The sequence below is a fragment of the Geomicrobium sp. JCM 19039 genome (assembly GCF_000698145.1).
In the GTDB taxonomy this organism is placed as follows: Bacteria; Bacillota; Bacilli; order Bacillales; family Marinococcaceae; genus Geomicrobium_A.
The window spans coordinates 288241-314886 of record NZ_BAXB01000001.1; the positions used below are offsets into that span (position 1 = coordinate 288241).

Genomic DNA, 26646 nt, shown 5'->3' on the forward strand with positions numbered 1-26646 from the left:
TCAACGCGCGTCGGTGTGAACACAATGAACAGGTGGAAAAAAATCTTAGAATGTGAGGTGCTGTCGTGATGAAACAACGGATGAATAGTTCATAAGTCGAGAACGTACATGTTTCAGAAGTCGATGTTTCACACGATAGTGCTCCAGTGCTCACTTAGGTGATCCGATCGTTGTTTCAATTATCGTCTCTTTACAGAATGTGCCACTCGTGCTGTGTGATTGCTTAAGTTGAACCTAAACTTCTAAGATGAATGTTCCTGCCCGCGCACATTTCGTAATCAAGTAAGTAGGTTCCTTCTTTGTCGTTACATCTAAGACAAAGGAGATGAAAGTAATGAATAAGAAAATCGGAATCGGTGCTGCACTCTTCCTGTCCATAGGGATGCTTGTTGCATGTGGAGAGAAATCAGAAGATGAGGTTGTCGAAGACCTCAATGAAACATTGCAAACGATGGACGGGTATCAAACAGAAGCGTCTATGACGATGCAGACCGGTCAAGAGCCCCGGGAGTACCATGTGAGCATTGCACATCTGCAAAATGAAGAGAATCGTTACTACAAAGTCGAGTTGCAAAATGAAAATGAAGAACCAAATCAGATGATTCTGAGAAATGATGACGGTGTATTTTTGCTAACGCCTTCGTTAAACAAAAGCTTCCGCTTCCAAAGTGATTGGCCAAGCAACAATAGCCAGATGTATTTATACGAGTCGTTAATTGCAGATATATTGTCAGATTCTGAGCGGTCATTTGCAATTGAAGAAGACAAGTACGTGTTTCAAACGAGAACCAATTACCAAAATCAGAACTTGCAGCAACAAGAAATTGTATTAAACGACGACCTAACGCCGCACGCGGTTCGGGTATTCGACCAGAATTATGAACCCCTCGTCGAAGTGGCTTTCTTAGACTTTGAATTAAGTCCGGCGCTGGACGAGGAAGAATTCAATATGGACCGTAACATGCCAGAGTCAGAAGATGCACCTGCAGCAGTTGAAGAAATGCAAGAAGAGGTCGAAGATGAGGTATTTATGCCTTCGTATGAACCATCCAATACGCAACTCGTTGAAAGCAAAGAAGTTGATACAGAAGACGGGACGCGGATTATCATGAACTACGATGGGGATCAGGCATTTACAATTATTCAACAGCCGATGAGTGTTCCTGCTGCATCAGGCATGACGATGACCGAGCTTGGGGAAGGGAATCCTATTGATCTTGGCGATGTCGTTGGCGTAGAAAGTGGTCAGTCGTTAACGTGGACCGTTGATGGTGTGGAGTTCATTATCGCATCTGACTCTCTACACATGGACGAGATGGCTGCCGTTGCTCGCTCGATGACAAGAACTTCTGAAAAATAGCATAGGCTTTTTAAGACGGTCGCGAGATTCTCGCGACCGTTTTTAGTAGTGCGCGTAATGCGATTTATTATGTAAGCCTTGGGCAGCTTTGTTCGATATGAGTAAGAACAAAAGGGTCTATGTGGCACGAGCGTGGGCATCATAGGCTTCTTGTTCCACTAAGAGGCTTGGTGAATCGAGACGAAAAAAATGTGCAAGGTTTGGGTCGAGGTAGAAAATCCGTTCACTTTTCTGGGCCCGGAATAGAAAAGTGTTTGCGGACGAGTGAAATGAAATAAACCAAGGGTCCAATCTGTGTTGGATTCCAGCGACATGGAGTGTCACGAACGTAAATAATCCCATCATAGAACCGTCTACGAGGGAGAGCGCCTTTCTATATAAGTTGAACGAAATAATTTCTTCAAGAGCCAGTGGTACGCTTGGTAAACTTGAAACTGTGCTCGAGTTGGGACAAAACTGTGCTCAAGTTGGGGAACATCGCAGGAAAAGCGGTATATTCTCATAAACTAGGGAACAGAATGAGGGAACTCGGTAACAGATTACCGGCTCACATGCCCCCCACGTACCCACAAGCTGTCGGCGCGAGCCGCGTCGAACCGCGTCCGATTTGGCTTCGGCCCCGCTGGGGCCGACAGGTTGCTTGCTTATGGGTGTTGCATCTGCGCTCCAGTTGGAACAAACTGCGCAGGAGTTTAGGGGATGAGCGCCAAAATCGTTAAACTAGGCAAACTTGCGCGCAAAAACTGTAAACTAGCGCGCAAAGTGGCACCGCGCTACGACTCTAACCCAACAGCGCAAATTAGGGAAACCTTACGTTCATTCTATATAGATATGGGGTTCAGCAAAAAATGGGTCCTCATCAAAGAAACTCCCATCAAAGACAGCGTCGATGCGGGATCTGCTATTTATAGCAAGCGAAACAATCGTATACGGTTTTCAAATTTCCTCTTTTAGCCCCCTTGCCAACATTCAGGATGGCGGGGATCTTACCATAGAGCTCCTTACGGTAAGATTTCTCTTCTTTTCCGCGTTTCGTTGTTGCAAAACCTACCATAGACGAAACAATGGTAAGATATTAGCTAAATCGTCTCCATAATAGAAAAAAATCCTACCATAGGCTGAAGCCACTCATGAGAATTCGTAAGTAAAGTGCGAGAACACGACAACAAGCACCTCACGATCTAAGCCACTTGTTAACACGAACCAGCTGATCCGATCTATTTACGGTTTTCAAAAACCTTTTTCAGTGACCTAATCTTAAAGGACGAGAGGTGTTATCTTTTCTCCCTTGTTATGTGACGATCCACCACTCAAACCGTTCACTTTAAGGCGCAAACAGCCACATATATTCCGATTTGTGACGATTTGCGAAGTCTATGTGGCAATCCACGTTTAATATTCATGATGTCCCGATGCAAATTGCCTCAAAAACCCATATTTGTGACAGGTATTATATAATTTGCATGCAACTATGGGCAGAAACCGAGCGGATGCCATTATACTCTGGAGTGAGTACATCTGCTTGTAGTGGAAACAAGTATCAACGGTGTAGGTTCGGGAAACTAAATTTCACCATGCGTAGATGAACATATTCCTAGCTCCTCGCTCGTTCGTAATTTGCAAAGCGACCGAACACCCCATTGACTTCCCCTTTTTTCCGCTCACATAATAGATAAAACGAATGTAGTTGAGGAGAATGCGCAAATGATGTACCGAGAAACGTGGGCAGAGATTGATCTACAAGCAATTCAAAAAAATATCCAAGCACTTAAAAACATACAAGCTTCCGATACACACATTATGGCTGTCGTGAAGGCGGACGGGTACGGTCACGGTGCAGTGAAAACGGCTGAAGCAGCGCTTGACGCTGGAGCGTCTCATCTAGGTACTGCATTAATGGAAGAAGCGGTCTCTCTTCGCGAGGCAGGAATTCGTGCGCCGATCGTGGTGCTCGGGAGAACGTCAGCGAAGGCAGCGGCATATGCAAGTGAGCACAACATTGCACTCACAGCATTTCAGCCAGATTGGTTGGCTGAAGCAGAGCAACATGTACCGACTGATCATACGCTGCAAATCCACGTGAAGTTTGACTCTGGTATGGGAAGGCTTGGCGTTAGAACAGTTGAAGAACTCGAGAATGTATTGCATCAAGTTGACCAAGCCGATCGGATCGCAATACAAGGGTTGTTTACGCACCTCGCAACGGCGGATGAGCTAGAAGAGCAATACTTCAATGAACAGATGGTCGCATTTGAAAAAGCGGTGCAGGTGGCGAAACATAAGTTGGGACGCATTCCCTATATCCATTGCGCAAATAGTGCTGCAGCGATGAGGTTTCCAAATGCTTGTTATAACATGGTTCGTTTCGGCATATCGATGTATGGACTGCTTCCTTCGGAAGAGCTGTGCGGAGAGCTTCCTTTTATGTTGTCACCGTCGATGTCGCTCTTCAGCACGTTAACCCACGTGAAAAGAGTAACTAAAGGAAGCGGTATTAGTTATGGCGCGACATTTATTGCCGAGGAAGATACGTGGATCGGTACCGTTCCAGTTGGCTATGGGGATGGTTGGGTTCGTGCCAATGCAAAGAAGGGAACGGTGCTCGTTGACGGGGAACGTGTGCCAATTGTTGGAAGGATATGCATGGATCAGTTTATGGTGAAGCTTCCTAGACCAATAGCTGTAGGATCTAAAGTGACATTAATTGGTGGAGATGGTGATGACGCAATTTCCATTGAAGAAGTGGCTGGACGTTTGGACACAATCACGTATGAAATTCCTTGCCTGTTAAACAGTAGAATCCCTCGGATTTACACGTAGGCTTAGGAGGAGGAAGGAAACGGTAGAAATCAAGACATGATGTTAGCTGCTGATCATATTCGTAATTTCCATAAAAAATAGTGCAGGATTTTAACTATCGGTGGCGAATTCTGTTCGTGTGGTAGTGCAAATGGCATAGGACAACGATCTTGGTTTTGTAGATCAGATTTTGCAAATTCATGTTCTGAATGCTATTATATGTAAAGGAGAACGAATTGGACGTAAAGGGTTGGAGGTGTCTTACCTTGTCTAATGAAGATTGCAGACAGATAACGATTCGCCTTCCTCAATATTTATTGCAAGAGGTGGACAAAATGATCAAACATGATGGTGTGAACCGTAGTGACTTTATCCATCAAGCTGCAACTAAATATTTATTTGAGCGTAAACAGCAGGATGTCATTGAGCATATGCGACAGGGTTATGTTGAAATGGCAAACATTAATTTGAACCTTGCAGCGGAGTCTTTCGTTATTGAAGAAGAATGTGAACTTCAGATTGGCAGAAGATTAGTAAGCGGCGTTTAATACCCCCTTTTCTTGCTATTATTATTTCATATGTGTGTAAAAGTTGTCGTATGTTATTAGCGGCAACTTTTTGTATGTTACAAATTGCTGAGCATTCGCATTGATTAGTTGATTTCACAGGATTAAAGTGAAATAATAAATGAAGTACGTTCATCTTAAAAATGTATGATTGGATTTTCTCGATGATGGTGGTGTAAATAAGGATGAAATCAGTAGTTTTGCAGCACTTAAAAGACAATAAATCCTTGTATATTGAAGAATGGCGAAAGTCATTAGAACAACATGAGTTTACAAAACAAGGAAGCACATTTTCCAGTAAAGATATGCAACAAGAAATGAAAGACGAATTTATCTCTGTCGTCTTCCAATCTATAGAGCTGAGTAGTGAAGAGAACAGAGATGCTGTGCATCGATTTGCGAATCGCCTCATATATAATGGGTGGGCATTCAGTGAATTTATACGGAGTCTTCAAGCGTTGAGAAGAGTTGTCTTGCATAACGTATCTGCTAACTTTACAAAGGAAGAGTTTGTGGACGTGTCTGTTGAGTTTGAAGATTGGTTAGACGAACAGATTACTCGGTTAGCAGAAGAGTTCTCGAAGATTCAAAACGAAGTGATGACGATGCAAAAAACCGCAATGAAAGAATTGTCTGCACCATTAATTCCAGTCTTTGACAAGATTAGTGTGATGCCAATCGTAGGGACAATTGACACAAAGCGGGCAGCGCAAATCATGGAAAACCTTCTAGAAGGGATCATCGAGCATCGCGCTCAAGTCGTTCTCATTGATATTACAGGCGTACCAGTGGTGGATACAATGGTCGCTCACCACATTATTAAGGCGTCCGAAGCTGTAAGACTTGTTGGTGCCGAATGTTTACTCGTCGGAATTCGCCCAGAAATTGCACAGACGATTGTCAATTTAGGTATTGATCTAGATGCATTCACGACGAAAAGCACGCTAAAAAAAGGAATTGAAGCAGCACTTGAACTCACAAATCGGACAATCGAAACGAGCGAGCAGATGCAATCTAATGGAGGGTTGAAACGATGAGAATCCCGATCCTAAAACTTGGCAGGTATTTGTTAATCTCTGTGCAAGTAGAACTTGATGACCAAACGGCACTTCAGTTTCAAGAAGATTTATTAAATAAAATACACCAAGAAGGCTCATTAGGCGTAGTTATCGACTTGACGTCGGTAGACATGATTGATTCGTTCATTGCTAAAGTGATCGGTGATGTCGTCGAAATGTCAAACCTAATGGGTGCTAAAGTTGTTTTGACAGGCATTCAGCCAGCAGTTGCCATAACATTGATTGACATGGGGGTATCTTTGCAAGAAGTACAGACTGCTCTGGACTTAGAACAAGGCCTTGAAAGATTGCAACAGGAATTGGGGGGTTGACTATATGAATAACCAATCCTGTATTGAAATCGGAAACGAATGGGGGATTGTATCTGCACGTCAGGCCGGAAGAGAGTTATCAAAGAACATCGGTTTTGGCAGTGTAGACCAAGCAAGAATCACGACCGCAATATCTGAACTTGCAAGAAATATATATCTATACACAGAAATTGGACAAATCGAATTGACCTCCGTTGTGAAAGACAACGATGGGCGTGAAGGAATAAAGGTGGTCGCTCGTGACAAAGGGCCGGGCATAGAAAATCTTCGGGATGTTATGGTAGATGGATTTACAACCTCTGGCGGATTAGGTGCAGGATTACCGGGCGTAAAGCGATTAATGGATGAATTTGACATTGAATCTATGCCAGGTGAGGGAACAACCATAACGACCGTGAAGTGGCTCCGTTAGAGGAAGGGATGTTCCGTCATGGACAGCTATGAATTGCTCCAAACCAGTTATAAAAAGATATTGTTCAATTTCTTACACAAGAAAAACGAACAAAGCTTATACGATGCACAACAATTCAGTAAGAAAGTGTTGGAAGAGAACGTTTCTCCAGAAGAAATTGTAAGTATACATTTGGAGGTCATCCAAGAGCTGTACCCTGACCTCCCTGAAGAAACACAAGAATCGTTTCAGTTCCTCTTAGAAGTGATGATCGGGTATGGAATGGCATATCGAGAACATCAAATCCTCCGGAATAAACAACGAGAATTGGAATCAGAAATTGATATTGCTGCAGACATGCAGCATACCTTTATGCCTCAGGAGATTCCTCAAGTCGATGACCTTGATATCGGGGTCATTACCGTCCCAGCTTCAAAGATGAGTGGCGATTATTATCATGTCATTAAAGATGTGAATGGGCACATTGGGTGGCCATTGCCGATATTATCGGCAAAGGAATTCCAGCTGCACTTTGCATGTCCATGATCAAATACGCGATGGATAGCATGCCCAATGAGCTGCTGCCACCCTCTGAATTACTCGAGACGTTAAACCGAACAATTGAGCAAAATATTGCTTCTCATATGTTTGTGACGATGATGTATGCCAGTTACAGTCATGATGAACATGTGCTTTATTATGGCGGAGCAGGTCATGAGCCTGGGTTTTATTATAATAAGCGAGCGGATCATTTTAGTGAACTTTACGCAAAAGGGGTTGCCCTAGGCATTTCCAGAGATGCGAAATACCGTCAATATGAACAATATCTAGACGAAGGAGACTTTGTCGTCCTATTGTCTGACGGTGTGACCGAATCGCGTACCGAAGAGCGTTTTTTAGAGCGCGAAGAGCTTACAGATCTCATTCGAAAATACGCACACCTCTCTGCTCAAGAAATTGTCGATAACGTATATCGGGATCTCGAGCGTTGGCAAGGTTTAGAGTTACGTGATGACTTTACATTACTGATTCTTCGCCGGACGTTTACTAAATCGACATAACGGGTAGAGTAACCTAGCGGCCACTGGCCGCTTTGTTTTATAAGTACTCATTTATCATTCATTTATTGGAATGCTATAGATTACAGCAAGAATTTTGGGGAGGGTTTTTTCAGCTATGAAGCTTGATCTAAAGAAAACAGCCATTGATAACGGTACGAAGTTATTCGTATCAGGAGAGATTGACGCATATACTGCACCACAGCTTAAAGAAGCGCTTGCCCCGTTAACGAGCGAAGAGAACAGTAAAACGGTCGTTGATTTGGCTGGCGTTGATTATATTGACAGTACGGGGCTTGGCATTTTTGTTGGCGCCCTTAAAGAAGCGCATAATCATAATGGAGAACTGAAGATTGTCTCACTCAACCATAGAGTAAAACGGTTATTCACAATTACCGGCCTGGACGAGGTTATGGACATCGATGAAGAGAAGGAGGAAGCCAAGAGATGAAGGCTAAACTCGACAAAATTGAGATGAAGGTGCCTGCAAAGCCGGAATATGTGAGTATTGTTCGTTTGACCGTTTCTGGAATTGCGAATCGTATGGGATACGCTTACGATACGATTGAAGATATGAAGGTTGCGATCGCAGAAGCATGTACAAATGTAGTGGATCATGCTTATGATGAGGGTCATGGAGATATTAACCTTGCCTTTACAATGTTTGAAGATCGGTTTGAAATGATGGTCTCTGATGAGGGTGGGAAGAATCCGACGCTCAAGAAAGCGAATGGACCAGTTAATGCAAGCACCCCTGTTCAGGATTTGCAGGAAGGAGGCCTTGGGCTGTTTTTAATCGAAACGCTGATGGACGAGGTAGACATTCAGCAAGGAAACGGTGTTACGATTAAAATGAAGAAGTTCTTACAAAGGGATGAGGTGGCTCAAGGTGCCGATGGACTCGAAGCAACAGTCAACGAAAAAGGCTGAGCAACCAATTTACGAATGGATTACCGAGTTTCAGCAGGACCCTAACGAAGACGTGCAAACGAAACTCGTCTTGCATTTCGAATCTCTTGTACAGTCATTGGCGAGAAAGTTTTCTAGGGGACAAGGTCATGACGACGACTTATATCAAGTCGGAATGATCGGGTTGCTCGCTGCCCTCAGACGTTATGATGCGTCGTTTAACCGGTCTTTTGAATCGTTTGCTGTGCCAACCATCGTCGGTGAGATCAAGCGGTTTATTCGCGATAAGACATGGAGTGTACATGTGCCAAGCGAATTAAAGAATTGGGCCCTAGAATTAAAAAAGCGGTTGAAGAACTGACGACTGAATTGCAACGCTCTCCTCAAGTGAATGAGATTGCCAATCACTTAGAAGTTAGTGAAGAAGAAGTGCTTGAAACGATGGAGATGGGTAAGAGTTATCAAGCATTGTCCGTTGACCGCTCGATTGAAGCGGATGCAGAAGGCAGTGCGGTGACGCTGCTTGATCTTGTCGGTTCAACTGACGAAGGGTTTGAGCAGACGGATCAACAACTGCTTCTTGAGAAGGCATTTGCAGTTCTTACAGAGCGTGAGAAAGAGATTTTAAAGTGCACATACTTTGAGAACCTTAGTCAAAAAGAAACAGGAGACTTGTTAGATATATCGCAAATGCACGTATCCCGACTCCAAAGACGCGCGTTGCAGAAGTTGCGCGAATCCATTCGAGTCGAACCATCGGAGTGTTACTAATGGTGCTAAATAAAATCATCGAAGAACAACATTCCAATGCCACAACAGCTGCATTCCAAGCCGGAAAGAATGGGAATGCAGTCTGCGGTGACATGTTTATTACTGTGGAGAATGAACGGTATTTTCTAGCGGCTTTAGCGGATGGTCTTGGAAGTGGCAAAGGGCTCGCAAGTCTTCGGAGATTGCAATGGATATCGTCGAACAGAAATTCGATGCACCGATGGAAGATATATTTGCTCTCGTGAATCGAGCGCTTGCTCACGAACGGGGCGTCGTTCTTACTGTCGTGAGGATTGATTACGTGAATAACCAGATTACGTGCGGGAACATTGGAAACGTTGAATGCCTCTTGCAAATTGACAATAAAGATGTGATGAGACTAATTCCGACTGCGGGCTTCTTATCTGGTCGATCATTCAAAGCAAGGGTGCATCACTTCACTTTTCAATCTAAGGTCGGCTTCGTTCTTCATTCTGATGGAGTGAACCACCTTGGCCAGAAGAGAAACTTAACAGATGTTTATGATCGTCCAGCAGATGTAGTGAAACATTTATCAAAGAAAGTTTCCATAGATAAAGACGATGTAACCATTATATCTGGATATGTGCACTAATCTTCTATACTTTATTCTGTCGAACGCGAAGCTCTCTGGGCTTGCGTTTTTTTTCGTTTTGAATCATGAAGTAACTATTGAATCTATGATACAGTATGGCTATGAAGCTGGGAGGTTTGTGCATATGGAAATGCTCAATGAAGAAGAGATGCTGGAACTCATCGCCGAAAAAGCTAACGTAAATACGAGTAAAGCGAAGGCGATGATTGACCTGCATAAAGAAGGGAATACCATTCCTTTTATCGCTCGTTATCGTAAAGAGCAAACAGGCAATGCTGATGAGATTGTCATTAAAGAAGTGCTTGATCTTTATCAATATGAAACACAACTTGCTGAACGAAAAAGTGAAGTGTACCGCTTAATCGATGAACAAGGCAAGATGAATGAAGATATTCAAACGAGCATTGTAAATGCAAATAAGCTGCAAACGCTTGAAGACATCTACCGCCCGTACAAACAGAAAAAACGAACGAGGCGACGACTGCCAAAGAAAAAGGGTTAGAGCCACTCGCTGAAGCCATTTATGCGCTGCCAAAAGAAATGAATGTAGAAAAAGAATCGGAACGTTACTTGAACGAAGAACTTGGCGTTGATTCAATTGAAGATGCCATTACTGGCGCACAAGATATCATTGCGGAATGGATTTCCGATGACGCGGGCATTCGCAAGATGTTCGATCCATCACCTATAAGCAAGGGATAATCGAAGCGAGCAAAAAGAAAAATGCTGTTGACGATGAAGGCATCTATGAAATGTACTACGAATTTGAAGAGCGTGTGAACCAAGTTCCGTCATATCGTATTCTTGCGATGAACCGTGGGGAGAAGGAGAACGTACTGCGTGTGTCTGTGAGAATTGACGCCTCTCTTATGAACGACCGTATTGAAAAGCGGATTGTGAAGCGTTTCGGTTCACCCGCCCTCCCCTATGTACAAAGAGCGATTGAGGATGGGTACAAACGGTTAGTTGCTCCTTCTATAGAACGAGAAATCCGGAATGAATGCACAGAAGCAGCAGAAGAAAAAGCCATTCAAGTGTTTGCGTCAAACTTGAAACAGTTGCTTCTTCAACCTCCGTTCAAAGAAAAAGTTGTACTAGGCATTGACCCTGCGTATCGAACAGGCTGTAAGTTTGCTGTCGTCGATGGGATTGGAAAAGTATTAGAAACAGGAGTTATGTACCCAACACCGCCTGTGAATGATACGAAAAAAGCGGGTGCTATTGTAAAGCGGCTCGTCGAGACGTACAGTGTGACAGTGATTGCAATTGGTAATGGGACCGCTTCTCGGGAAACAGAGACCTTTGTTGCCGATCTCATAGCTGAGGCTAATCTCGACGTTGCATACCTTATTGTGAATGAGGCTGGAGCAAGTGTATACTCCGCGTCAGAGAAGGCACGCGAAGAATTCCCTGATTTAGAAGTGGAAAAAAGAAGTGCAATCTCGATTGCAAGACGTTTGCAAGACCCACTATCTGAACTCGTGAAAATTGATCCAAAATCTATTGGTGTTGGGCAGTATCAACACGACGTTAGCGCAGGCAAGCTGTCTGACAGCCTTGATTTTGTTGTCGAGTCAGCAGTAAACCTCGTCGGCGTTGATGTGAATACAGCTTCTTCTAGCTTGCTCCAATATGTGGCAGGTCTTAATGGCACGGTTGCGAATTTGATCGTGAAGCACCGCGAAGAGAATGGCAAATACATGTCGAGATCCGATTTGAAGAAGGTACCAAGACTCGGTGCAAAAACGTTTGAGCAAGCTGCAGGTTTTCTGCGTATCGTAGAAGGCAAAGACCCTCTTGATCAAACACCGATTCACCCAGAAAGCTACAAAGTCACGAAGCAACTGCTCAAAGACATGAACATAAAACCACAAGAAATCGGCTCAGAAGACACGAAAGAAAGACTACAGATTGCAGAGCTCGAACAGCTGAGTAACGAACTCGACGTTGGTAAAATCACGTTACAAGACATCGTGCAAGCGCTCATGCGCCCAGGAAGAGACCCTCGTGAAGATTTACCGAAACCGATTTTAAAAACAGGCGTCATGGCGATGGAAGATTTAGATGAAGGGATGGAGCTTACAGGCACAGTTCGAAATGTCGTTGATTTTGGCGCGTTTATTGATATTGGCGTGAAACAAGACGGGCTTGTCCATATTTCCAAGCTCGCCAATCGTTTTGTAAAGAACCCACAAGACGTCGTCGCTGTTGGCGACATCGTGACTGTCTGGGTTGAAAGCGTAGATGAGCGTAAAGGGAGAATTGCACTGACGATGCTGCAACCGACCAAGAAGAAAGTGACGACCTAACAACACCATTAAAAACCTAAGCGAATGGAATTCGCTTAGGTTTTCTTATGCCTGTGCAATTGCTATGATTGGAAGAGATCTTTATATTCATTTTTACGTAAATACGAATACCAACATTGATTGAGCATGACGATTTCATAATGGTTTTTTTCGTAATACGCCTTTTCCAACTGTTTTCTTAACCAATAAGGCATGCCATCCCCTCCTTGCCGTATAGGATAAGGTACGGAAGGTGTTAGCCTTAGTATATGAGCACACGCTTGTATACGTTTACTAATTAAAAATAAAGTGTGGGTACGGGTATGGAGAATGAACAATTGCAACAATGGACCGAGCAGCTCTCTTTGAACGCTTTCAATAAACCCTTTCGTCATCAGATCACATTTAATAACCGGTTGCGAACGACGGGTGGCAGATACATGCTCTCCACGCATCATATCGAAATAAATCCAAAACAGTTAGACTATTTCGGGGATGAAGAATTAAAACGAATCATTTTGCACGAGCTATGTCATTACCATCTTCACTTAGAAGGAAAGGGCTATCAACATAAAGACAGAAGCTTCAAAGAACTGCTAGCTCAAGTCGGTGGATCGAGGCATTGTCAGACGATACCAGGAATGTACAAACCCTTGACATATAAGCATTTGTACGAATGTAAGTCGTGTAGCAGACAGTACAAACGCAAGCGGCAAATCAACACGAAACAATACGTTTGCGGAGGGTGCAGAGGACGTCTAAAAAAAATTTAGGAAAATCGTTGACGTTCTCTGAATCGCTATGATATATTATAACAGTCGCTAAGAGAGAGCGCGGAAAACGCGCCACAACAGCGATAAAGCAAGGAACATTACATAAAATGTTGTTGACATTGAAACAACTAAGATGTTATCATATTACTTGCCGTCATAAAATGACTGGCACTTCAATTGACAGATTCCACAGTAGCTCAGTGGTAGAGCAACCGGCTGTTAACCGGTAGGTCGCTGGTTCGAATCCTGCCTGTGGAGCCATTCGGAGAAGTACTCAAGTGGCTGAAGAGGCGCCCCTGCTAAGGGTGTAGGTCGCGCAAGCGGCGCGAGGGTTCAAATCCCTCCTTCTCCGCCATTGAATTACCTAACAAGTGGACAAGTATGGCCCGTTGGTCAAGGGGTTAAGACACCGCCCTTTCACGGCGGTAACGCGGGTTCGAATCCCGCACGGGTCACCAATATTCGGAGGGTTAGCTCAGCTGGGAGAGCATCTGCCTTACAAGCAGGGGGTCGGCGGTTCGATCCCGTCACCCTCCACCATTTTCACCATTGACACCAGACGGTGAAACGAGTACAATAGAAAAAGTCTGCACGGCGCAACGAGCAGATGAGATGACCATTAGTGATGCGATAATCGTAGCTAATTCATTCAAAAAAATAGTATTTAAAAGAAGCAAGGAGTTCGCGGAAGCAACTGACTGAACGAGTGAGTGTACAATGTACACGACTCGAGTGAGGAAAGGAAGCTGACAAAGAAATCCGCCGCTTATTTTAAATAATAGGGGCCTGTGGTGTAGCGGTTAACATGCCTGCCTGTCACGCAGGAGATCGCGGGTTCGATTCCCGTCAGGCCCGCCATTTACATTATTTGAGAAACCAATCCTTGAAAACTACAAAAATGAAATTGGGCCATAGCCAAGCGGTAAGGCATCGGATTTTGATTCCGTGATGCGCTGGTTCGAATCCAGCTGGCCCAGCCATTTTTTTCAAAAACCAGGTCGCTGCCGACCACAGATTTATTACACACATGCGGGTGTGGCGGAATTGGCAGACGCGCTAGACTTAGGATCTAGTGTCCTTGTGACGTGGGGGTTCAAGTCCCTCCACCCGCACCATAATTATTACCATAACGCGGTTGTGGCGGAATGGCAGACGCGCTAGGTTGAGGGCCTAGTGGGAGTTAAATCCCGTGGTGGTTCAAGTCCACTCAACCGCACCATACAAACACTCAGTGATACCAACGCTTTCAGCGAATTTGGTATTTTTTTGTGCGCTCATTTTTGCTTAAAAATGAGGGTGTTCTTCGTATCGTTTACTCCGTGTAAATAAATGGAAATCTATAGTTACTTAGTAAATGTTCGGGTTTTCTGATTAATGAAGAATTCGGTAAGGGATGTTTGGGAAATTAAATAAAGGTACATATACAGAAAAAATTAATCTGTATTGTACCTTACGTTGAATGAATATATATTCAAGTGAAAATGTATTTAGCCCTTTCTATTAAGAATACTGGTATTTTTTTTGAGTGATTAAACCTCCGATTATATTTCGCCACTCAACATTAACGTCATCCCAAGAGTCACCCCAATTCTTATTAATGAAATTATACGCTGTATAAGGCTTATTATTTTTAGGCGCGGTATACCCTAGAAGATCTTCCATACATTCTTCGAGAATAATAACTTGATCGAAACCAGCAGCGTCGACAATTGGCTGATTAAAGGCTTCTGCTCTGGCTGTACCCTTATCTCTATCGTGAATTACATATGGTGTAATACCAAGTGCCTTTAAGTATTTAATTAATGAAATAATAGTTGCTTTTCCTCTAGCCCTTATTACTTCCCAGTTATAGGAGAACTCTTTGTACATTTCTTCTGGCATTCTTGCCATTGTTTCTTTAATAACTACATCTTCTGTGTCACCCTCAATAATTAAAACATTCTTAGAGAAAAAGATCTTAGCTATATTGTCATCTATCTTCAGTAACATCTTAATATATGATTGATCGTTTTCCACAAGTTGCTTAAATGCTTCGCTAATATTAAAAGGATTGTAATATACTTGTTCAAATGGAAGAACCTCGCCTTCATGATCGAATGTAGTGTTTTCTACATGAAAGGCGTTCAATACTTGATTAGAGCTTTTACTTAAATCAATCATATATGGAGAATGGGTAGTACATATTATTTGGTTATTTTTGTCCTTAGCTAAGTCGTATATAGTATCTCTCATCTGTTTTGCTGCTTGAGGGTGTAAATAAATCTCTGGTTCTTCAAAAGCAATTATTAATGGCCTGATATATTCTCCAGATTGTTTCTTTTTGTTTTCTCTGATATTTCTATATCTTAACATTGCAAAAATAGCAGACCTTATTACGCCAGCCCCTTGATAATCAACACTTGTTACGATATTACTGCCTAGTTGTACATCAAAAGTAGGTTTAATTACCTCATCAGCATTCGACAAATTAGCTTTTGCTAAAAAAGAAGTCTCAGGAAAAACATCTCCTACCACTTTGTTTAAACCACTCAGGAGATCATAGAAATCGCTTTCAGTATCATCAGGATTTAACTCTTTTGCAAGTTCATCTAAATAATGTTGAGCTTGCTTGAAATTATCTGACTCATCTCTCACATCTTCAAAAAGTTGTTTCAAAGTTGACATAAGTGGGCCACTTTGTCCGGATAGAACCTCACTTTTTGAATTGTCAGCAATAAGAAGAAATTTAGGGAGTCTATGAGAAACATTTGGAGAAATTCCTCCTGGATTCTCAAACCATTCAATCTCATCATAATTTATATCGAAAATATCTTCTATTCCTTCATCTTTAAGAATTTTTTTATCACTGTCAGTCAGTTTCTGTGTAAGCTTTTTTTCAGGAAAGATTTGTTTAGCTGTATCTTCATCAAGGCCAGCATCCACGTAATCCTGGATAGAAGTACAGCCATTAAAAGCTTCTTTTATTGTGCTTTTATATTGCTTCATTTCTACTTTGCAATTTTGGTTAGGTCTATATGTTTTCCTGTAGAAAATACTATAGCTTTCATCCTCAGTAGATTTGAACATTCTTTGCTTATTAAATCCTTTCCATTTGTGCGCATATACCGGAACTTCTTTGAACTCTGCGGTCAATGTTACCTCGTCACTTATCTGGATATTTTCATTGTCTTCATTAAGAATACAACAAAAATCACTATTATTGATTTTTTTAGTATCATTTAGTAGGTACTCTATAGCTTTTAGTACCGAGCTTTTCCCTGCATTGTTTGATCCAATGAGAAAAGTAGTATCGGAACATATCACATTAGTATCTAAATGCCTTCTAAATCCTTGAATAGATAATGAGTGCAATATCATGGTACATACCTCCTATTCATTTGAGTGTAGCTTAACATAAATAGGGAATATATGTCTATATAATATGCTGTTATGCACATGTAATGATTTTAGATTAATAAAGTTTATACCCTTACTGCACCTAAACTTAATATTCCTCTTACGCCTTCTTTCTGAGTAAATGCGCATAGAGCTGTTTTTTTCTTTGCTTAATCTTGGTTGGTAATGGGACTTATTCACTGCTAGATATTTTCTGAAGAAAATTTCAAGCAGAAAATCACTGGCTGACATTTATAATATTTGATAATTGAATGAATTTCATAACTCGTAACCCACGTAGCCCAAGGGTTTTCAACCACGAAAAAAGGAGTACCTCTCCAACCAGTCGAATGAGTTAAGTACGACAAAAACCCCTACAGACTGGAGGAAGACTCCCTTATAGCTATTATACGACAAGAGAGCTTGTTTGACCTGCAAGATTATATGATTTAGAACCTACTCATCGATTTGATGAGATTTTTTCGGCGATTGAGATCAATCCTTTGATCGAGGTTGTGTCGAAAAATCTCATGATGGTGCCCCTTTACAGTTGAACTACCCAGCGATGATTCATGCCTTGCTCATTAGAATTCTTGAACGGATTCCGACCATTAAAGATTTGGTCCGTCGTTTACGGAACGACTTAACATTTCAACTAGACTGTGGCTTTCTTGTGTCTGACGCCATTCCTTCTGAAGCATCGTTTTCACGGATGGTGACGAAAATCCAGAACAGCAACGTCCTTGAAACCCTTCAAATGGAAGTCCTTAACCAAGCGTTTCACGAAGGGTTTATTACGGATGATACCGTAGCGATTGATGCGACACATATTCAAGCTCGTGATCGTGCCCCCGTAAAACCAAAACGTCCAAAGCCGACAACGAAGAAACGAGGGCGGAAGCCAAAAGCCGAACATGAAGTCTGGCTCAAGGAGCGAGCCGAGCGTCAAGCGTGCGCTCACGCTTTTTGAAAAGAACATCGACGATCAACTGGATGTTCCTCATGAAGAGTTACGAAAAAGAAGTGCCATTGCATCCAAGGTGGGGCATTAAGAAAAACAGCGCGGGCAAGAATGTCTTTTGGTTTGGCTATAAAGGCCATTTCGCAGTTGGCACACAAAGTCAATACCTCTTGCAATCCTTGTTTTAATCAGGAAACTTACATGATGGGAAGGCTACGATTCCTTTACTGAAAGGTGTGGTGCAATGCTTACCGTCTCTCCGAGTGACTTATGTAACCATGGATGCGGGCTACGATTCGCCCGCGATCTATGAACAAGTGCATCGAAACGGTTCACGCTCGGTGATCGCCTACAATAAGCGAAATGAGACTGAGCCCGTGGGGTTTGATTCCCATTTCGCCCCGACCTGTGTTCGGGAACATTCGTATCGCTATGACAGCTTTGATGCGCGCTACGAAACCCTCAAATACACACGTCCGAAAGAATGTGCGACCTGTCCCCTTGCGTCGAATTCCTTGTGTCAGAAGGTGTTCAAAATAAAAATCACCACCAACCTCCGCGGTATAGCGTACCTGAACGAGGCTCGAAGGCGTGGAGGAGCATCTACACACTTCGAACCGCCGTCGAACGTGTGATTGCTTACCTTAAAGAATTCTTTCAATTAAACAACAACCGTTCCGCACGGTGAAACGAGCCAAGGTCCATTTTAGTCTTGTTCACTTGCTATACAATGGCGCAAAACTCGCTTGCGATCGAATAACAAATCACCTGCAATCACCGTCCGTTTAACGTGTTTAAAAACGAGTATTTTTGACACAGGAATTCTTTATGCTTTTTTAGAAAGAGGACTTATGAAATTGACTCAATTGAGAATACCTCTACACTGAGTAGAAGTTAAAAGCGAAATTTTTAATCATTAGATAATTTAATGTTCATTTTTTCGTTTGCTTTCTTACTCCAGTTTTACTCCATAAGATCTGTAATCAACCGTAATTTTATATATTTAGTGTAATTAAATGTACATATACCAGGCGTTTTTAACACGCAATGCATTTTCTCAATATTGAGGGCTTAGTGGGAGTTAAATCCCGTGGTGGTTCAAGTCCACTCAACCGCACCATACAAACACTCAGTGATACCAACGCTTTCAGCGAATTTGGTATTTTTTTGTGTTTTCGTTTCGTTGGAGGAATGAGAACTTTTTTGTGTTGATTACTCCAGTTTTATTTCTTGGCATTAATTGTAATATTTTTTGCTTGATCCAAAGTTCGGATACTCGATAATGTGTCAGGAAAGAAGCTTAAATAATTCATCAAGACGATCTGCTGTTTCTTTTTGTTTGTTAGGGAAAAGGTGACAATGAGTGTCAATTGTCGTTTTTATAGAGCCATGGTCCAAACGTAGCATATATATTTTTCCAATCATGTGATAAATGTCACAAGAGAAATATACGATCAAGCAGACCTAGAAGCTACTGATGATGGTAAAACATGCAAAAAATTTTAAATAACAAAGAACAAAGTAAACACGGCGATGCATTTTAAATCAATTTCCATCGAAAAGACATGAATGTTTGGGCTAATGAAAATAAGTGACTTCTTAAGTGTCATAGATTAAATGAGCCATGAAAATACAAACTCAAACGAATGTGACACATCTGTGTTGAGTTATTACATACAGTATGGGGTGGCGCCAACATTTTAGCGGAAGGAAACATACGCCAAGCTAATACTTGGAACAAAACAAAAAAGGTCTCCATCACTATTTTTCAAGTGAAGGAGATGTTTTTGTATCAGAAGCTAGTTATGTTCCGTTCTCTAAATGTTTGCCGTTTTAAACAGCATGGAAATCGGAACCGCAAGGAACGATTCGCTCCACCTTTACTTGCCGAGACTAATGATATATTCTACGGTTTGTGGATCATAGTGGGAGAAAAATAAACTTTTGCCTGTATCGAGCGCCTCTATTTTCTCCATGTCCTCTGCTGTCAGTGTAAAGTCAAACACATTATAGTTTTCTTCCATTCTATTTTTATTTACTGTTTTGGGAATAACCACTACATCTCTCTGAATTAAGAAGCGCAATGCAACCTGGGCTGTGGATTTGTTATATTTATCGCCAACTTCCCGTAAAGTTGAGTTCGTGAATAAATTGTTTTTCCCTTCTGCAAAAGGACCCCAAGATTCAATCTGCGTATTGTATTTTTTCATAAGATCATGTGCTGCTGTCTGCTGATTAAAGACATGAGTTTCTACCTGATTCACAGTTGGCACCACTTCGCTGAATTCCACCAAATCGACATATCTGTCCGGATAGAAGTTGCTAACCCCGATCGCCTGATTTTGCCTTCTTTATAGAGTTCCTCCATCGCACGGTACGTTCCATAGTAATCATTAAGTGGTTGATGAATCAGGACAAGGTCTAAATAATCAAGCTGGAGCTTGTTCATGGATTCCTGAATGGATGCCATTGCTTTATCATAGCCAGCATTGGAAATCCAGACTTTAGTGGTGACGAAGAAGTCTTCTCTTGGCAATCGACTTTTTTTGATTGCACGGCCTACTGCTTCCTCATTCTGGTAGACCTGTGCGGTATCAATGGAACGATAACCGACGCTAATCGCATCAAACACGCATCTTTCACATTCTTCAGGATCGTGAATTTGGTAAACCCCAAACCCTAAGATAGGCATGTTTACCCCGTTGTTCAACGTTAAAAATTCCATTCCAATCCCTCCATTATTTTGACTTTTTAGTTTTTTGACTGCTACAATAAGCATATTACACCCTTCGTGTTACACGAAGGCAAGAGAAATCTTCAATTTATTTTTTATGAGGAGGAAATCCATGTACACGGTAAAAGAAGTGGCAAAAATGCTTGACTTAAGCGAGCATGCGATTCGTTATTACACGGATAAGGATTAATACCAAGCTTACAGAGAGATCAAAATAACAACCGTCTATTCAATGAGGAATCCGTCAATTGGCTTATCGGTGTGAAGATTTTAAAACAATGCGGGATGTCTATCGAAGATATTAAAACCTACGCTGATCTTTGCATAAAAGGCGATTCTACCATTAGGGAACGCTACGAGATCATCTTAAGACAAAAAGAACTTGCCATCCTTCAATTGCAGAAAGCGACAGATACAGTCGATTATTTGGAAAGGAAATCCAATTATTACCTTAACATTATAGAGGGGGTAATTTCAGATAGTTCCAACCCAGCTAAATGGCCTCTTAAGTATGAACTAAATGAAGTTTGGGATATTATCAAGCAAGTCAAAACTAAATGATGTGCTTTCGCAAATTGATGCAATTCTATATAGATTCATGTATGGTTGGTCATGTTCTGAACAAAGACTTCTCAAATAGTAAAGAATATATATATGATCAATTAACAGGTGGATTATAAGAGAATCAAAAACTCAATTTCAGTGTGAATCTAAGAGGTGTTAAATCACTAGCATTGCATGAATATAGTTAGAAATTTCATAATATTGTTTGCGGTCAACGAATGATAAAAAGATAACCCTGAACAAAGGGGCGCTCTGTCTTTTTGGGAAAATGATACATTTAAGACCCTAGTGCAGACAACAAGTAATGTCCTTTTTGGAACGGCACGGTTGTCAAAGCGGCGGATCCACACCCTAGATGGTTTCCACAGGGCAGCTTTGAGCCTCCGGGAGATTTGTAAAATCCTCTTATTGCTGTTGGTTTCCAGCTGGATAAGGACATGGAGACAATACACAATGAGCGCAAGAAAGATTTGATTGTGGACAGCAGTTTCGTCGAACCCGTACAAAGCCTTTATTTTCACATGCTGTTTCAACCATTTGAAAAAGAGCTCAATGGCCCAACGATCGTGATACATGTTTGCGATTTCTTCAGCACGTCCATCAAAACGATTTGTCATCAGGAGAAGTTGATCTCCCTCAGTATCAACGACTTTTAGCAGACGAAATACGTTCTCTGTGCCGTTTTGTGAAGTTCCGATCACGATCATCTGATGGGAAAGCACAGGACTGTCCTCTGTCAAAGGAAAGGATTCAAGAACCCGTACACAGGCATTTTTCCGATGCCTGGAGACGAAAAAGTACCCCTCATCGGTCATTCGGTCGAAGCGTTCGTCATCGATGTAGCCGCGGTCAAAGACATACATAGATTCTTTGTCGTCCACAAGTACGTCGAGTTGGCCGCGATCATGCTTCTTTGCCGGCGTTAACACCGCCTTGTCCGGATAAGTCGTGTCTCGATCCATATAGACCAGGCGCAAGTGGAGTTTGACGCCCGCTTTTGTCTTCCGGAACTTCGCCCATTTATACCGCTTGAGATCCAGGGGGATCGTGCTTGAATCAATGATCTTTAGCGGGATGCGTCGAGATGCTTTTCGGTGAAAGTGCCGGATTTGGTGCACGAGATCCACAAAGATCGTCGATAACAACGATGGGTCGACGCCTCGATGTTGTCGAGACAGTTGGGAGGGGCTAATCTCCTGAAAGCCTACCGCCTGTTGCAGATTGTCATCGACCAATCCGTCCGAAATCGCCGCAAGGCTATCGGTCTCTTTTAAGTGTGCAAGGAGAAACAATTGGATGTATGCTTGGGTTGTCATAATCGCGAATTCAATGAGGGAAATGTCGTTAGTTACTCAGCGGTCTTTGATGCTCCGATAGAAGAGCAAATTCATGTCATGATGGAAAGTTTCGATCTCATTTTAGATGTTCCCGTTGTCCAATCAGATGAAGTCATTGATACTGCGGAAGGATTTTTATATGAGAATGTGTTAGATACCACATCAACTTAATTGGAAGATCTTACGGAACAAATCTATCCATTGCAAACATACAATGAAAGTGTCAACGCTCCAGTAGGAACTTTAGTAGAGGAAGGGCAAGCATCAATTACATTAGATTCCGATGTGTTGTTTGAATTTGATTCTTCCGAGTTGCAAGATGATGCTGCGCATATATTAGAAGCAACAGCAGAAGAATTAGAACGTGTGAGTGGCGGAGATCTTATGATTGTAGGTCACACGGATGACCAAGGAGATGAAGCGTATAACCAAGAATTATCTGAAAGTCGTGCACAGTCAGTCTACGATGAGTTAGAAACCATCATGGATCTTGAAGTTTTTGATGGCGTAGAAACAGAAGGAATGTCATATAATGAGCCATTGCTTCTAATGAAGATGAAGAAGGTCAACAACTGAACCGCCGTGTAGAATTTCATTTCTCACAATCTGATGACATGGTGGAAGTGACAGAGGAAGAGTTCGAACTTCCTGACAACTTAGGACCTGTTGCCACATACAAAGATGGTGAAGTCATTGAAGTCCAACATAGCAATCAAAATCTCTTTGGAATCAATTATAGATTCTTTAACGAGAATAGACGGCTATATAATTGGGCGTGTTCGCTGGATAATACGAGTGACAAATCCAGCAGCATTCACAATCCTGTAAACAATGGATATGACCACGGTGCGAGAGGTCTTCATGTAGAAGGCGATTCCCTAACGTCAGGTGGCTTTCTTGATAATTATGACGCAGACGGTGTCACATTACTGTATGGGGACAAACGCATTTTTCCAATTGATTATTGGGCTCTAACTGCCTATGATGAGGTGGAAAAGGGAACAGAAGAATTGACCCCGTTAACCCTTCGTAATGTACGTGAAGGTTCAGGGAATACACTAGGCGAAGGTGGGGCAATGGTCGTCACTATCATTTGGCCTGATGTTCCGGGCGAGACGATTACGGTCGATAAAGCCCCAAGCGATAACTATGATTTAAACATTGATCAATGGATAGACTATCTCGTTCCTTGGAGAATTATTGATGTGCCTATCGACAGAGAATTTGAGCAGGGTGAATTAAATAATGGTGAATGAAGCAACTGAATAAAAGCACTTGCTGCGAGTTGTACGTAATCACCCATAGTAAGTGACATCGCGGAAAATCGGAAGAACGATCTAGCATTTTAGGAAAAGAATAATCTCTGCTTGCTTACTGTTTTGTTATTCCAATTCGCAGTGATTGCTATTTAGACTGTTTGCGTTTTAATAAATGGATAAGAGCTTTACAGATAGGATGACTGGGTGTGTTCAATGTTAAACGAAAAAGTGATAGTTAAAACTGAAGGCGAACATTAATGTTTATAAATTAATGTTCGCTTGATTATTTACCACAAATTCACCAAATTTCTTATCAGCTCATCAAAATGCATGGAAACAGTAAAACACAATGCTTACATATCAGGGGTTTGTATCATATAGGGTGGTTCCCCAACATTGAGGGCCTAGTGGGAGTTAAATTCCGTGGTGGTTCAAGTCCATTCAACCGCACCATTTATACGAACGAAGCAATACCAACGCAGATGAGCGGGTGGTATTTTTTGTGTGTTTATCTCAATAAAGACTAAAATTTTTTAATATTTTATTCACCAAAAATAATCATTTTTCTAAATGAGGTTATTTTGGATGATTTTGGTTTCCAGTTACATTGCGATAGATCAATCCTAACTCACGTTTCTTGACCGTTTAGTCCGAATAAGGTAAAATAATTTCCAAAGGAGGGAGGGAATTGGGAAGAAATAAGGAGTTCGACACTAAACTAGTGCTGCATAAAGCAATGGAGGTATTTGGTCACTATGGATACGAAGGAACTTCACTGAAACAGTTGCTTGATGGGTTGGGAATTGCAAGACAGAGCCTATATGATACGTACGGGACTAAGAGAGATTTATTTATCTCCGCACTGAAACATTACGTAACAGCCAAAAGTGACGATGTCATCTCTTACTTAACAACCTCAAACTCTGTTAAGCAGGGAATATCTGATGTATTTTATGAAGGTGCCTCTGTTTTGAAGGATGAAAACAGGCGTAAGGAGTGTTTTATTCTGTATTCTGCTTTTGATCGAATGCCCCACGATACGGAGGTTGCTGAATTCCTTACGAAAGATCTAAAGCGCTTAGAAGATGTGTTTTATGAAACATTAGTACGGGGTCAGAAACAAGGCGAAATTAATCAAAGACAGGAACTTAGAGCCTTTGCCCGTTACTTGAATTATTCCAGACATTCCATGACACAACTGGCTAAAATAACGAATGATCCCAAAGTATTAGATGATTACGTTAAGGTTACGTTATCCAACTTGGACAATTAATGAAGCGCTACCGCTTCATTAAATTTTGCCTATTTTAGACCAATCAGTCCGGTAAATAAATATAACAAAACAGGAAAGGTGTATAAAGATGCCCAATCATAATTTGTATCAACAAGCGAGAGATGTTCTTTATATTTTCCAAAACAGTCTTCTTGAACAGGATTTAGAACGTTGGATTGATCTTTTTGATGAAGCAATTGTGTTTGAATTTCCATATGCTCCAGAAAATTTCCCTCAAAAACTTGAAGGAAAAGCTGAAATTAGAAATCATATTGAAGAACTACCTATCTTTTGCAAATTCATAGGTTCTCCTCCCCGAATCTGCATGTTGATAAATCTAATTCAACCATTGTTGCCGAGTATAGTTGTGAAGGTTTTGCTACTAAAACAAGGAAACCATATCAGCAAACATATATTTCTGTAATAGAACTTCAGAATGGTAAAATAAAACTTTTTAAAGATTACTGGAATCCGTTGGTCGTACTTGAATCAGTTCAATCATAATATATGAGGAGTGAGAGACAGATGGTACAAGAAAAAAACACCCTAATCATTGGAGCAAGCGGTAAGACGGGGAGTAGGATTGCCAAGAGACTTTTTGAATTGAAAAAACCTTTTGTTGCGGCGGGAAGGCATTTGCAATTGAATTCGGATGAATCCATAAATATCTATTTTGATTGGTATGAGGAATCAACCCATCTTTCTGTACTGAAGAATGTAGATCAAATATATTTGGTTGCACCAGTTGGCGATTTAGAGCCAGCTAAAGTGATGATTCCATTTATTGAAAAAGCATTGGCTCAAGGAGTAAAGCGCTTTGTATTACTTAGTAGTGCCTCTATATCTGAAGAAGGGCCCGCTTTCGGTCCTGTACATCTAGCGTTAAAAAAGTTAGCGCCAGAATGGACAGTGTTAAGACCCTCTTTTTTTATGCAGAATTTCACCCAGGTTCCGCATGTTGAAACGATTAACATGCAGAATTTGATCATAAGTGCGACAGGTCAAGGAAAAATAGGATTTGTAGATGCAAGAGATATTGCTGAAGTTGGGGTGAGGGCTCTAATCGATGTTAAACCGCACAATACAGAGCATATTATTACTGGTCCCGACGCTTTGACCTATAAGGAAGTCGGTCAAATTATTGGTAGAGTCGCTGGACGGCAAATTAAACATCAATCCATTACAGACAAAGAATTTATAATGAAATGGGTCGATGCGGGGTTTTCAAAAGATTATGCAAAATTTATGACTGGGATAGATCGAAGAATACGCGAAAAGGGTGCGGAATCACAGGTAACAGATACCATCTGGCAGGTAACAGGGAGATACCCGATTTCCTTTAAACAATTTGTGGAACACCATGAGAACGCTTGGGTGAAATAATATGGCACATTCAAATTAGTTAAAAATAGATAAATTATTTACTGTTCTTAAATAGTTACAGTTGAAATTCAAATCGATACAACTTAATGTACCTCATAACTTGATTTAGGTACACAAAAAATGAACATTTAGCCACAGTGTCGTTTATTGATTTACACTACAGGCGGATGCGTGTGCTCCAGAGTAAAAGGTCAACATCGGTGGTGAAACATCTGCCACCGTGTTTTTTAATGCAGTCGATTTTGTATGGGCGACATCGTTACGCCCTGCGCTTCGCTTGTATTCGCTGTGCCTATTTTACCCCGAAGAACCGGATGAGGCTCCTCGGTCACCCCGTTCCTTGCTGTGCCTCACTTCGGCCCTTTTCCGCAGGCGTCACCGTTTTCGTTTCAAATAAATTGTTCGCTTTATTGGCAGATATAATGACTTATGAAATTGAATCATGTTAGTGCATCAAAATGATTATAAAGTTCCATAGATATGTGAAATATGGTGAAGCTCATTCTATTCTCATTTGTGATGATATGAAAACAACCAAATCATAGGTTCAAAGCCTATGATTTGGTTGTTTTTCTTTTAAAGTCTTATATACCAGTTTATCATTTCAATTAGTTACAGTTACTTTTGCACTTTCTTTCCAGTCATGAAGCCTTTCTTGGTATAGACCTATTACTTTAAACGTTATTCTACACTCTTTTCAGTCGCTAATTTGTACTGCAAATAAATATATAAAGCCTAATCTTTGATTGTTCTAAACGGGAAATTAGGCTTATGATATGCAACAAATCAGTTTCAATTATCACGCAGTGACAATTATTTCATTCTCGATTTGATACCAAACA

At 41.5% G+C, this 26646-nt stretch carries 21 protein-coding genes, 8 tRNA genes and 6 pseudogenes; 30 read left to right on the forward strand and 5 right to left on the reverse strand.

The genetic code is table 11. The features are described 5' to 3' along the window. Positions 1 to 334: 334 nt before the first annotated feature. The 13 genes and pseudogenes from JCM19039_RS01475 (at position 335) to JCM19039_RS01540 (ending at position 12166) form a co-directional block, all read left to right on the forward strand. Entirely contained in the window at positions 335 to 1360 is a 1026-nt protein-coding gene (locus JCM19039_RS01475; protein WP_042401513.1) for an outer membrane lipoprotein carrier protein LolA, read from the forward strand. A gap of 699 nt (positions 1361 to 2059) precedes the next feature. Beyond that, on the forward strand, positions 2060 to 2314 hold the full coding sequence (locus tag JCM19039_RS01485; protein ID WP_042423159.1) for a hypothetical protein: 255 nt from the start codon (positions 2060 to 2062) through the stop codon (positions 2312 to 2314). A 750-nt stretch (positions 2315 to 3064) separates the two neighbouring features. After that, on the forward strand, positions 3065 to 4180 hold the full coding sequence (alr, locus tag JCM19039_RS01490) for an alanine racemase (protein ID WP_042423161.1): 1116 nt from the start codon (positions 3065 to 3067) through the stop codon (positions 4178 to 4180). Between the two features lie 245 nt (positions 4181 to 4425). Beyond that, positions 4426 to 4707 (forward strand): CopG family ribbon-helix-helix protein, encoded by a 282-nt coding sequence (locus tag JCM19039_RS01495; RefSeq protein ID WP_042401613.1) that lies wholly within the window; start codon positions 4426 to 4428, stop codon positions 4705 to 4707. Positions 4708 to 4910: 203 nt separating this feature from the next. Continuing rightward, positions 4911 to 5762 carry an STAS domain-containing protein gene (locus JCM19039_RS26850; RefSeq protein ID WP_042423163.1) on the forward strand — a complete coding sequence of 284 codons (852 nt, stop codon included), beginning with the start codon at positions 4911 to 4913 and terminating at the stop codon, positions 5760 to 5762. Beyond that, positions 5759 to 6115 carry an STAS domain-containing protein gene (locus JCM19039_RS01505; RefSeq protein ID WP_042401523.1) on the forward strand — a complete coding sequence of 119 codons (357 nt, stop codon included), beginning with the start codon at positions 5759 to 5761 and terminating at the stop codon, positions 6113 to 6115. Before JCM19039_RS26850 ends, JCM19039_RS01505 begins: the two co-directional genes overlap by 4 nt. Before the next feature lie 4 nt (positions 6116 to 6119). Further along, on the forward strand, positions 6120 to 6527 hold the full coding sequence (locus tag JCM19039_RS01510; RefSeq protein WP_042401525.1) for an anti-sigma regulatory factor: 408 nt from the start codon (positions 6120 to 6122) through the stop codon (positions 6525 to 6527). 18 nt (positions 6528 to 6545) lie between these two features. After that, positions 6546 to 7567 (forward strand): annotated as a pseudogene (locus JCM19039_RS01515) (PP2C family protein-serine/threonine phosphatase). Positions 7568 to 7682: 115 nt separating this feature from the next. Beyond that, on the forward strand, positions 7683 to 8015 hold the full coding sequence (locus JCM19039_RS01520) for an STAS domain-containing protein (protein WP_042423165.1): 333 nt from the start codon (positions 7683 to 7685) through the stop codon (positions 8013 to 8015). Beyond that, positions 8012 to 8494, forward strand: a complete 483-nt coding sequence (gene rsbW, locus JCM19039_RS01525) for an anti-sigma B factor RsbW (RefSeq protein WP_042423168.1) — start codon at positions 8012 to 8014, stop codon at positions 8492 to 8494. Before JCM19039_RS01520 ends, rsbW begins: the two co-directional genes overlap by 4 nt. Continuing rightward, positions 8460 to 9244 (forward strand): annotated as a pseudogene (sigB, locus tag JCM19039_RS01530) (RNA polymerase sigma factor SigB). Before rsbW ends, sigB begins: the two are co-directional and overlap by 35 nt. A 187-nt stretch (positions 9245 to 9431) precedes the next feature. Next, the gene (locus tag JCM19039_RS01535; RefSeq protein WP_042401532.1) at positions 9432 to 9857 is read left to right on the forward strand and encodes a SpoIIE family protein phosphatase; all 426 of its coding nucleotides are present in this window, start codon (positions 9432 to 9434) and stop codon (positions 9855 to 9857) included. Positions 9858 to 9987: 130 nt separating this feature from the next. Beyond that, a pseudogene (locus JCM19039_RS01540) lies at positions 9988 to 12166 on the forward strand (Tex family protein). Between the two features lie 62 nt (positions 12167 to 12228). Here JCM19039_RS01540 and cmpA read toward each other — a convergent pair. Continuing rightward, the gene (gene cmpA / locus JCM19039_RS23535; protein WP_152549058.1) at positions 12229 to 12360 is read right to left on the reverse strand and encodes a cortex morphogenetic protein CmpA; all 132 of its coding nucleotides are present in this window, start codon (positions 12358 to 12360) and stop codon (positions 12229 to 12231) included. Positions 12361 to 12468: 108 nt separating this feature from the next. Here cmpA and JCM19039_RS01545 point away from each other — a divergent pair, with 108 nt between their 5' ends. From JCM19039_RS01545 to JCM19039_RS01585, 9 genes are all read left to right on the forward strand, one after another. Continuing rightward, positions 12469 to 12918, forward strand: coding sequence for a SprT family protein (locus JCM19039_RS01545; protein ID WP_042423171.1), 450 nt, complete (start codon positions 12469 to 12471; stop codon positions 12916 to 12918). Between the two features lie 186 nt (positions 12919 to 13104). After that, positions 13105 to 13179: transfer RNA gene (locus tag JCM19039_RS01550), tRNA-Asn, on the forward strand. A gap of 3 nt (positions 13180 to 13182) precedes the next feature. Further along, positions 13183 to 13273: transfer RNA gene (locus JCM19039_RS01555), tRNA-Ser, on the forward strand. A gap of 28 nt (positions 13274 to 13301) precedes the next feature. Further along, positions 13302 to 13376: transfer RNA gene (locus JCM19039_RS01560), tRNA-Glu, on the forward strand. A gap of 6 nt (positions 13377 to 13382) precedes the next feature. Then, positions 13383 to 13458, forward strand: a tRNA-Val gene (locus tag JCM19039_RS01565). Positions 13459 to 13700: 242 nt separating this feature from the next. Then, positions 13701 to 13776, forward strand: a tRNA-Asp gene (locus JCM19039_RS01570). Positions 13777 to 13823: 47 nt separating this feature from the next. Then, a tRNA-Gln gene (locus JCM19039_RS01575) sits at positions 13824 to 13898 on the forward strand. 49 nt (positions 13899 to 13947) lie between these two features. Further along, a tRNA-Leu gene (locus tag JCM19039_RS01580) sits at positions 13948 to 14033 on the forward strand. Between the two features lie 16 nt (positions 14034 to 14049). Then, a tRNA-Leu gene (locus JCM19039_RS01585) sits at positions 14050 to 14137 on the forward strand. A 281-nt stretch (positions 14138 to 14418) separates the two neighbouring features. Here JCM19039_RS01585 and JCM19039_RS01590 read toward each other — a convergent pair. Continuing rightward, a complete protein-coding gene (locus JCM19039_RS01590; RefSeq protein ID WP_042423172.1) occupies positions 14419 to 16275 on the reverse strand; it encodes an AAA family ATPase in 1857 nt (618 codons plus the stop codon). A gap of 417 nt (positions 16276 to 16692) precedes the next feature. Between JCM19039_RS01590 and JCM19039_RS01595 the strand changes: the two are divergent. Then, a pseudogene (locus tag JCM19039_RS01595) lies at positions 16693 to 18043 on the forward strand (transposase). 498 nt (positions 18044 to 18541) lie between these two features. On the opposite strand, the pseudogene JCM19039_RS24960 reads toward JCM19039_RS01595, so the two are convergent. Further along, positions 18542 to 18655 (reverse strand): annotated as a pseudogene (locus JCM19039_RS24960) (hypothetical protein); the annotation flags it as partial. A gap of 479 nt (positions 18656 to 19134) precedes the next feature. Beyond that, positions 19135 to 19979 (reverse strand): annotated as a pseudogene (locus tag JCM19039_RS01600) (aldo/keto reductase). A 270-nt stretch (positions 19980 to 20249) separates the two neighbouring features. Between JCM19039_RS01600 and JCM19039_RS01605 the strand changes: the two are divergent. Further along, complete coding sequence (locus JCM19039_RS01605; protein WP_307190116.1) at positions 20250 to 20549, forward strand: hypothetical protein; 300 nt, start codon at positions 20250 to 20252, stop codon at positions 20547 to 20549. A 167-nt stretch (positions 20550 to 20716) separates the two neighbouring features. Here the strand turns inward: JCM19039_RS01605 and JCM19039_RS01610 are convergent, their stop codons facing one another. Further along, positions 20717 to 21868: an IS4 family transposase gene (locus tag JCM19039_RS01610; RefSeq protein ID WP_152550044.1), complete on the reverse strand. Its 1152-nt coding sequence runs from the start codon at positions 21866 to 21868 to the stop codon at positions 20717 to 20719. Here JCM19039_RS01610 and JCM19039_RS01615 point away from each other — a divergent pair. The 6 genes from JCM19039_RS01615 to JCM19039_RS01640 all read left to right on the forward strand — a co-directional run bounded on the left by JCM19039_RS01615 (position 21845) and on the right by JCM19039_RS01640 (position 25804). After that, positions 21845 to 22060: a hypothetical protein gene (locus JCM19039_RS01615; protein ID WP_042423175.1), complete on the forward strand. Its 216-nt coding sequence runs from the start codon at positions 21845 to 21847 to the stop codon at positions 22058 to 22060. The two genes, JCM19039_RS01610 and JCM19039_RS01615, sit on opposite strands and share 24 nt — an antisense overlap. Then, positions 22061 to 22465 (forward strand): OmpA family protein, encoded by a 405-nt coding sequence (locus JCM19039_RS01620; protein WP_042423178.1) that lies wholly within the window; start codon positions 22061 to 22063, stop codon positions 22463 to 22465. It begins immediately after the preceding gene. A 41-nt stretch (positions 22466 to 22506) separates the two neighbouring features. Continuing rightward, positions 22507 to 23145, forward strand: coding sequence for a hypothetical protein (locus JCM19039_RS01625; protein WP_193744117.1), 639 nt, complete (start codon positions 22507 to 22509; stop codon positions 23143 to 23145). A gap of 691 nt (positions 23146 to 23836) precedes the next feature. Continuing rightward, positions 23837 to 24421: a TetR/AcrR family transcriptional regulator gene (locus tag JCM19039_RS01630; RefSeq protein ID WP_042423185.1), complete on the forward strand. Its 585-nt coding sequence runs from the start codon at positions 23837 to 23839 to the stop codon at positions 24419 to 24421. Between the two features lie 88 nt (positions 24422 to 24509). Beyond that, the gene (locus JCM19039_RS01635; protein ID WP_238544883.1) at positions 24510 to 24845 is read left to right on the forward strand and encodes a nuclear transport factor 2 family protein; all 336 of its coding nucleotides are present in this window, start codon (positions 24510 to 24512) and stop codon (positions 24843 to 24845) included. Between the two features lie 101 nt (positions 24846 to 24946). Further along, entirely contained in the window at positions 24947 to 25804 is an 858-nt protein-coding gene (locus tag JCM19039_RS01640) for an NmrA family NAD(P)-binding protein (RefSeq protein WP_042423188.1), read from the forward strand. Positions 25805 to 26646: the final 842 nt, after the last annotated feature.

Excerpts from the sequence above, each read along its gene's own strand:
- JCM19039_RS01475 (WP_042401513.1), top strand. The coding sequence starts at position 335 with ATGAATAAGAAAATCGGAATCGGTGCTGCACTCTTCCTGTCCATAGGG.
- JCM19039_RS01485 (WP_042423159.1), top strand. The coding sequence starts at position 2,060 with ATGAGCGCCAAAATCGTTAAACTAGGCAAACTTGCGCGCAAAAACTGT.
- alr (WP_042423161.1), top strand. The coding sequence starts at position 3,065 with ATGATGTACCGAGAAACGTGGGCAGAGATTGATCTACAAGCAATTCAA.
- JCM19039_RS26850 (WP_042423163.1), top strand. The coding sequence starts at position 4,911 with ATGAAATCAGTAGTTTTGCAGCACTTAAAAGACAATAAATCCTTGTAT.
- JCM19039_RS01505 (WP_042401523.1), top strand. The coding sequence starts at position 5,759 with ATGAGAATCCCGATCCTAAAACTTGGCAGGTATTTGTTAATCTCTGTG.
- JCM19039_RS01510 (WP_042401525.1), top strand. The coding sequence starts at position 6,120 with ATGAATAACCAATCCTGTATTGAAATCGGAAACGAATGGGGGATTGTA.
- JCM19039_RS01520 (WP_042423165.1), top strand. The coding sequence starts at position 7,683 with ATGAAGCTTGATCTAAAGAAAACAGCCATTGATAACGGTACGAAGTTA.
- rsbW (WP_042423168.1), top strand. The coding sequence starts at position 8,012 with ATGAAGGCTAAACTCGACAAAATTGAGATGAAGGTGCCTGCAAAGCCG.
- JCM19039_RS01535 (WP_042401532.1), top strand. The coding sequence starts at position 9,432 with ATGGATATCGTCGAACAGAAATTCGATGCACCGATGGAAGATATATTT.
- cmpA (WP_152549058.1), bottom strand. The coding sequence starts at position 12,360 with ATGCCTTATTGGTTAAGAAAACAGTTGGAAAAGGCGTATTACGAAAAA.
- JCM19039_RS01545 (WP_042423171.1), top strand. The coding sequence starts at position 12,469 with ATGGAGAATGAACAATTGCAACAATGGACCGAGCAGCTCTCTTTGAAC.
- JCM19039_RS01590 (WP_042423172.1), bottom strand. The coding sequence starts at position 16,275 with ATGATATTGCACTCATTATCTATTCAAGGATTTAGAAGGCATTTAGAT.
- JCM19039_RS01610 (WP_152550044.1), bottom strand. The coding sequence starts at position 21,868 with ATGACAACCCAAGCATACATCCAATTGTTTCTCCTTGCACACTTAAAA.
- JCM19039_RS01635 (WP_238544883.1), top strand. The coding sequence starts at position 24,510 with ATGCCCAATCATAATTTGTATCAACAAGCGAGAGATGTTCTTTATATT.
- JCM19039_RS01640 (WP_042423188.1), top strand. The coding sequence starts at position 24,947 with ATGGTACAAGAAAAAAACACCCTAATCATTGGAGCAAGCGGTAAGACG.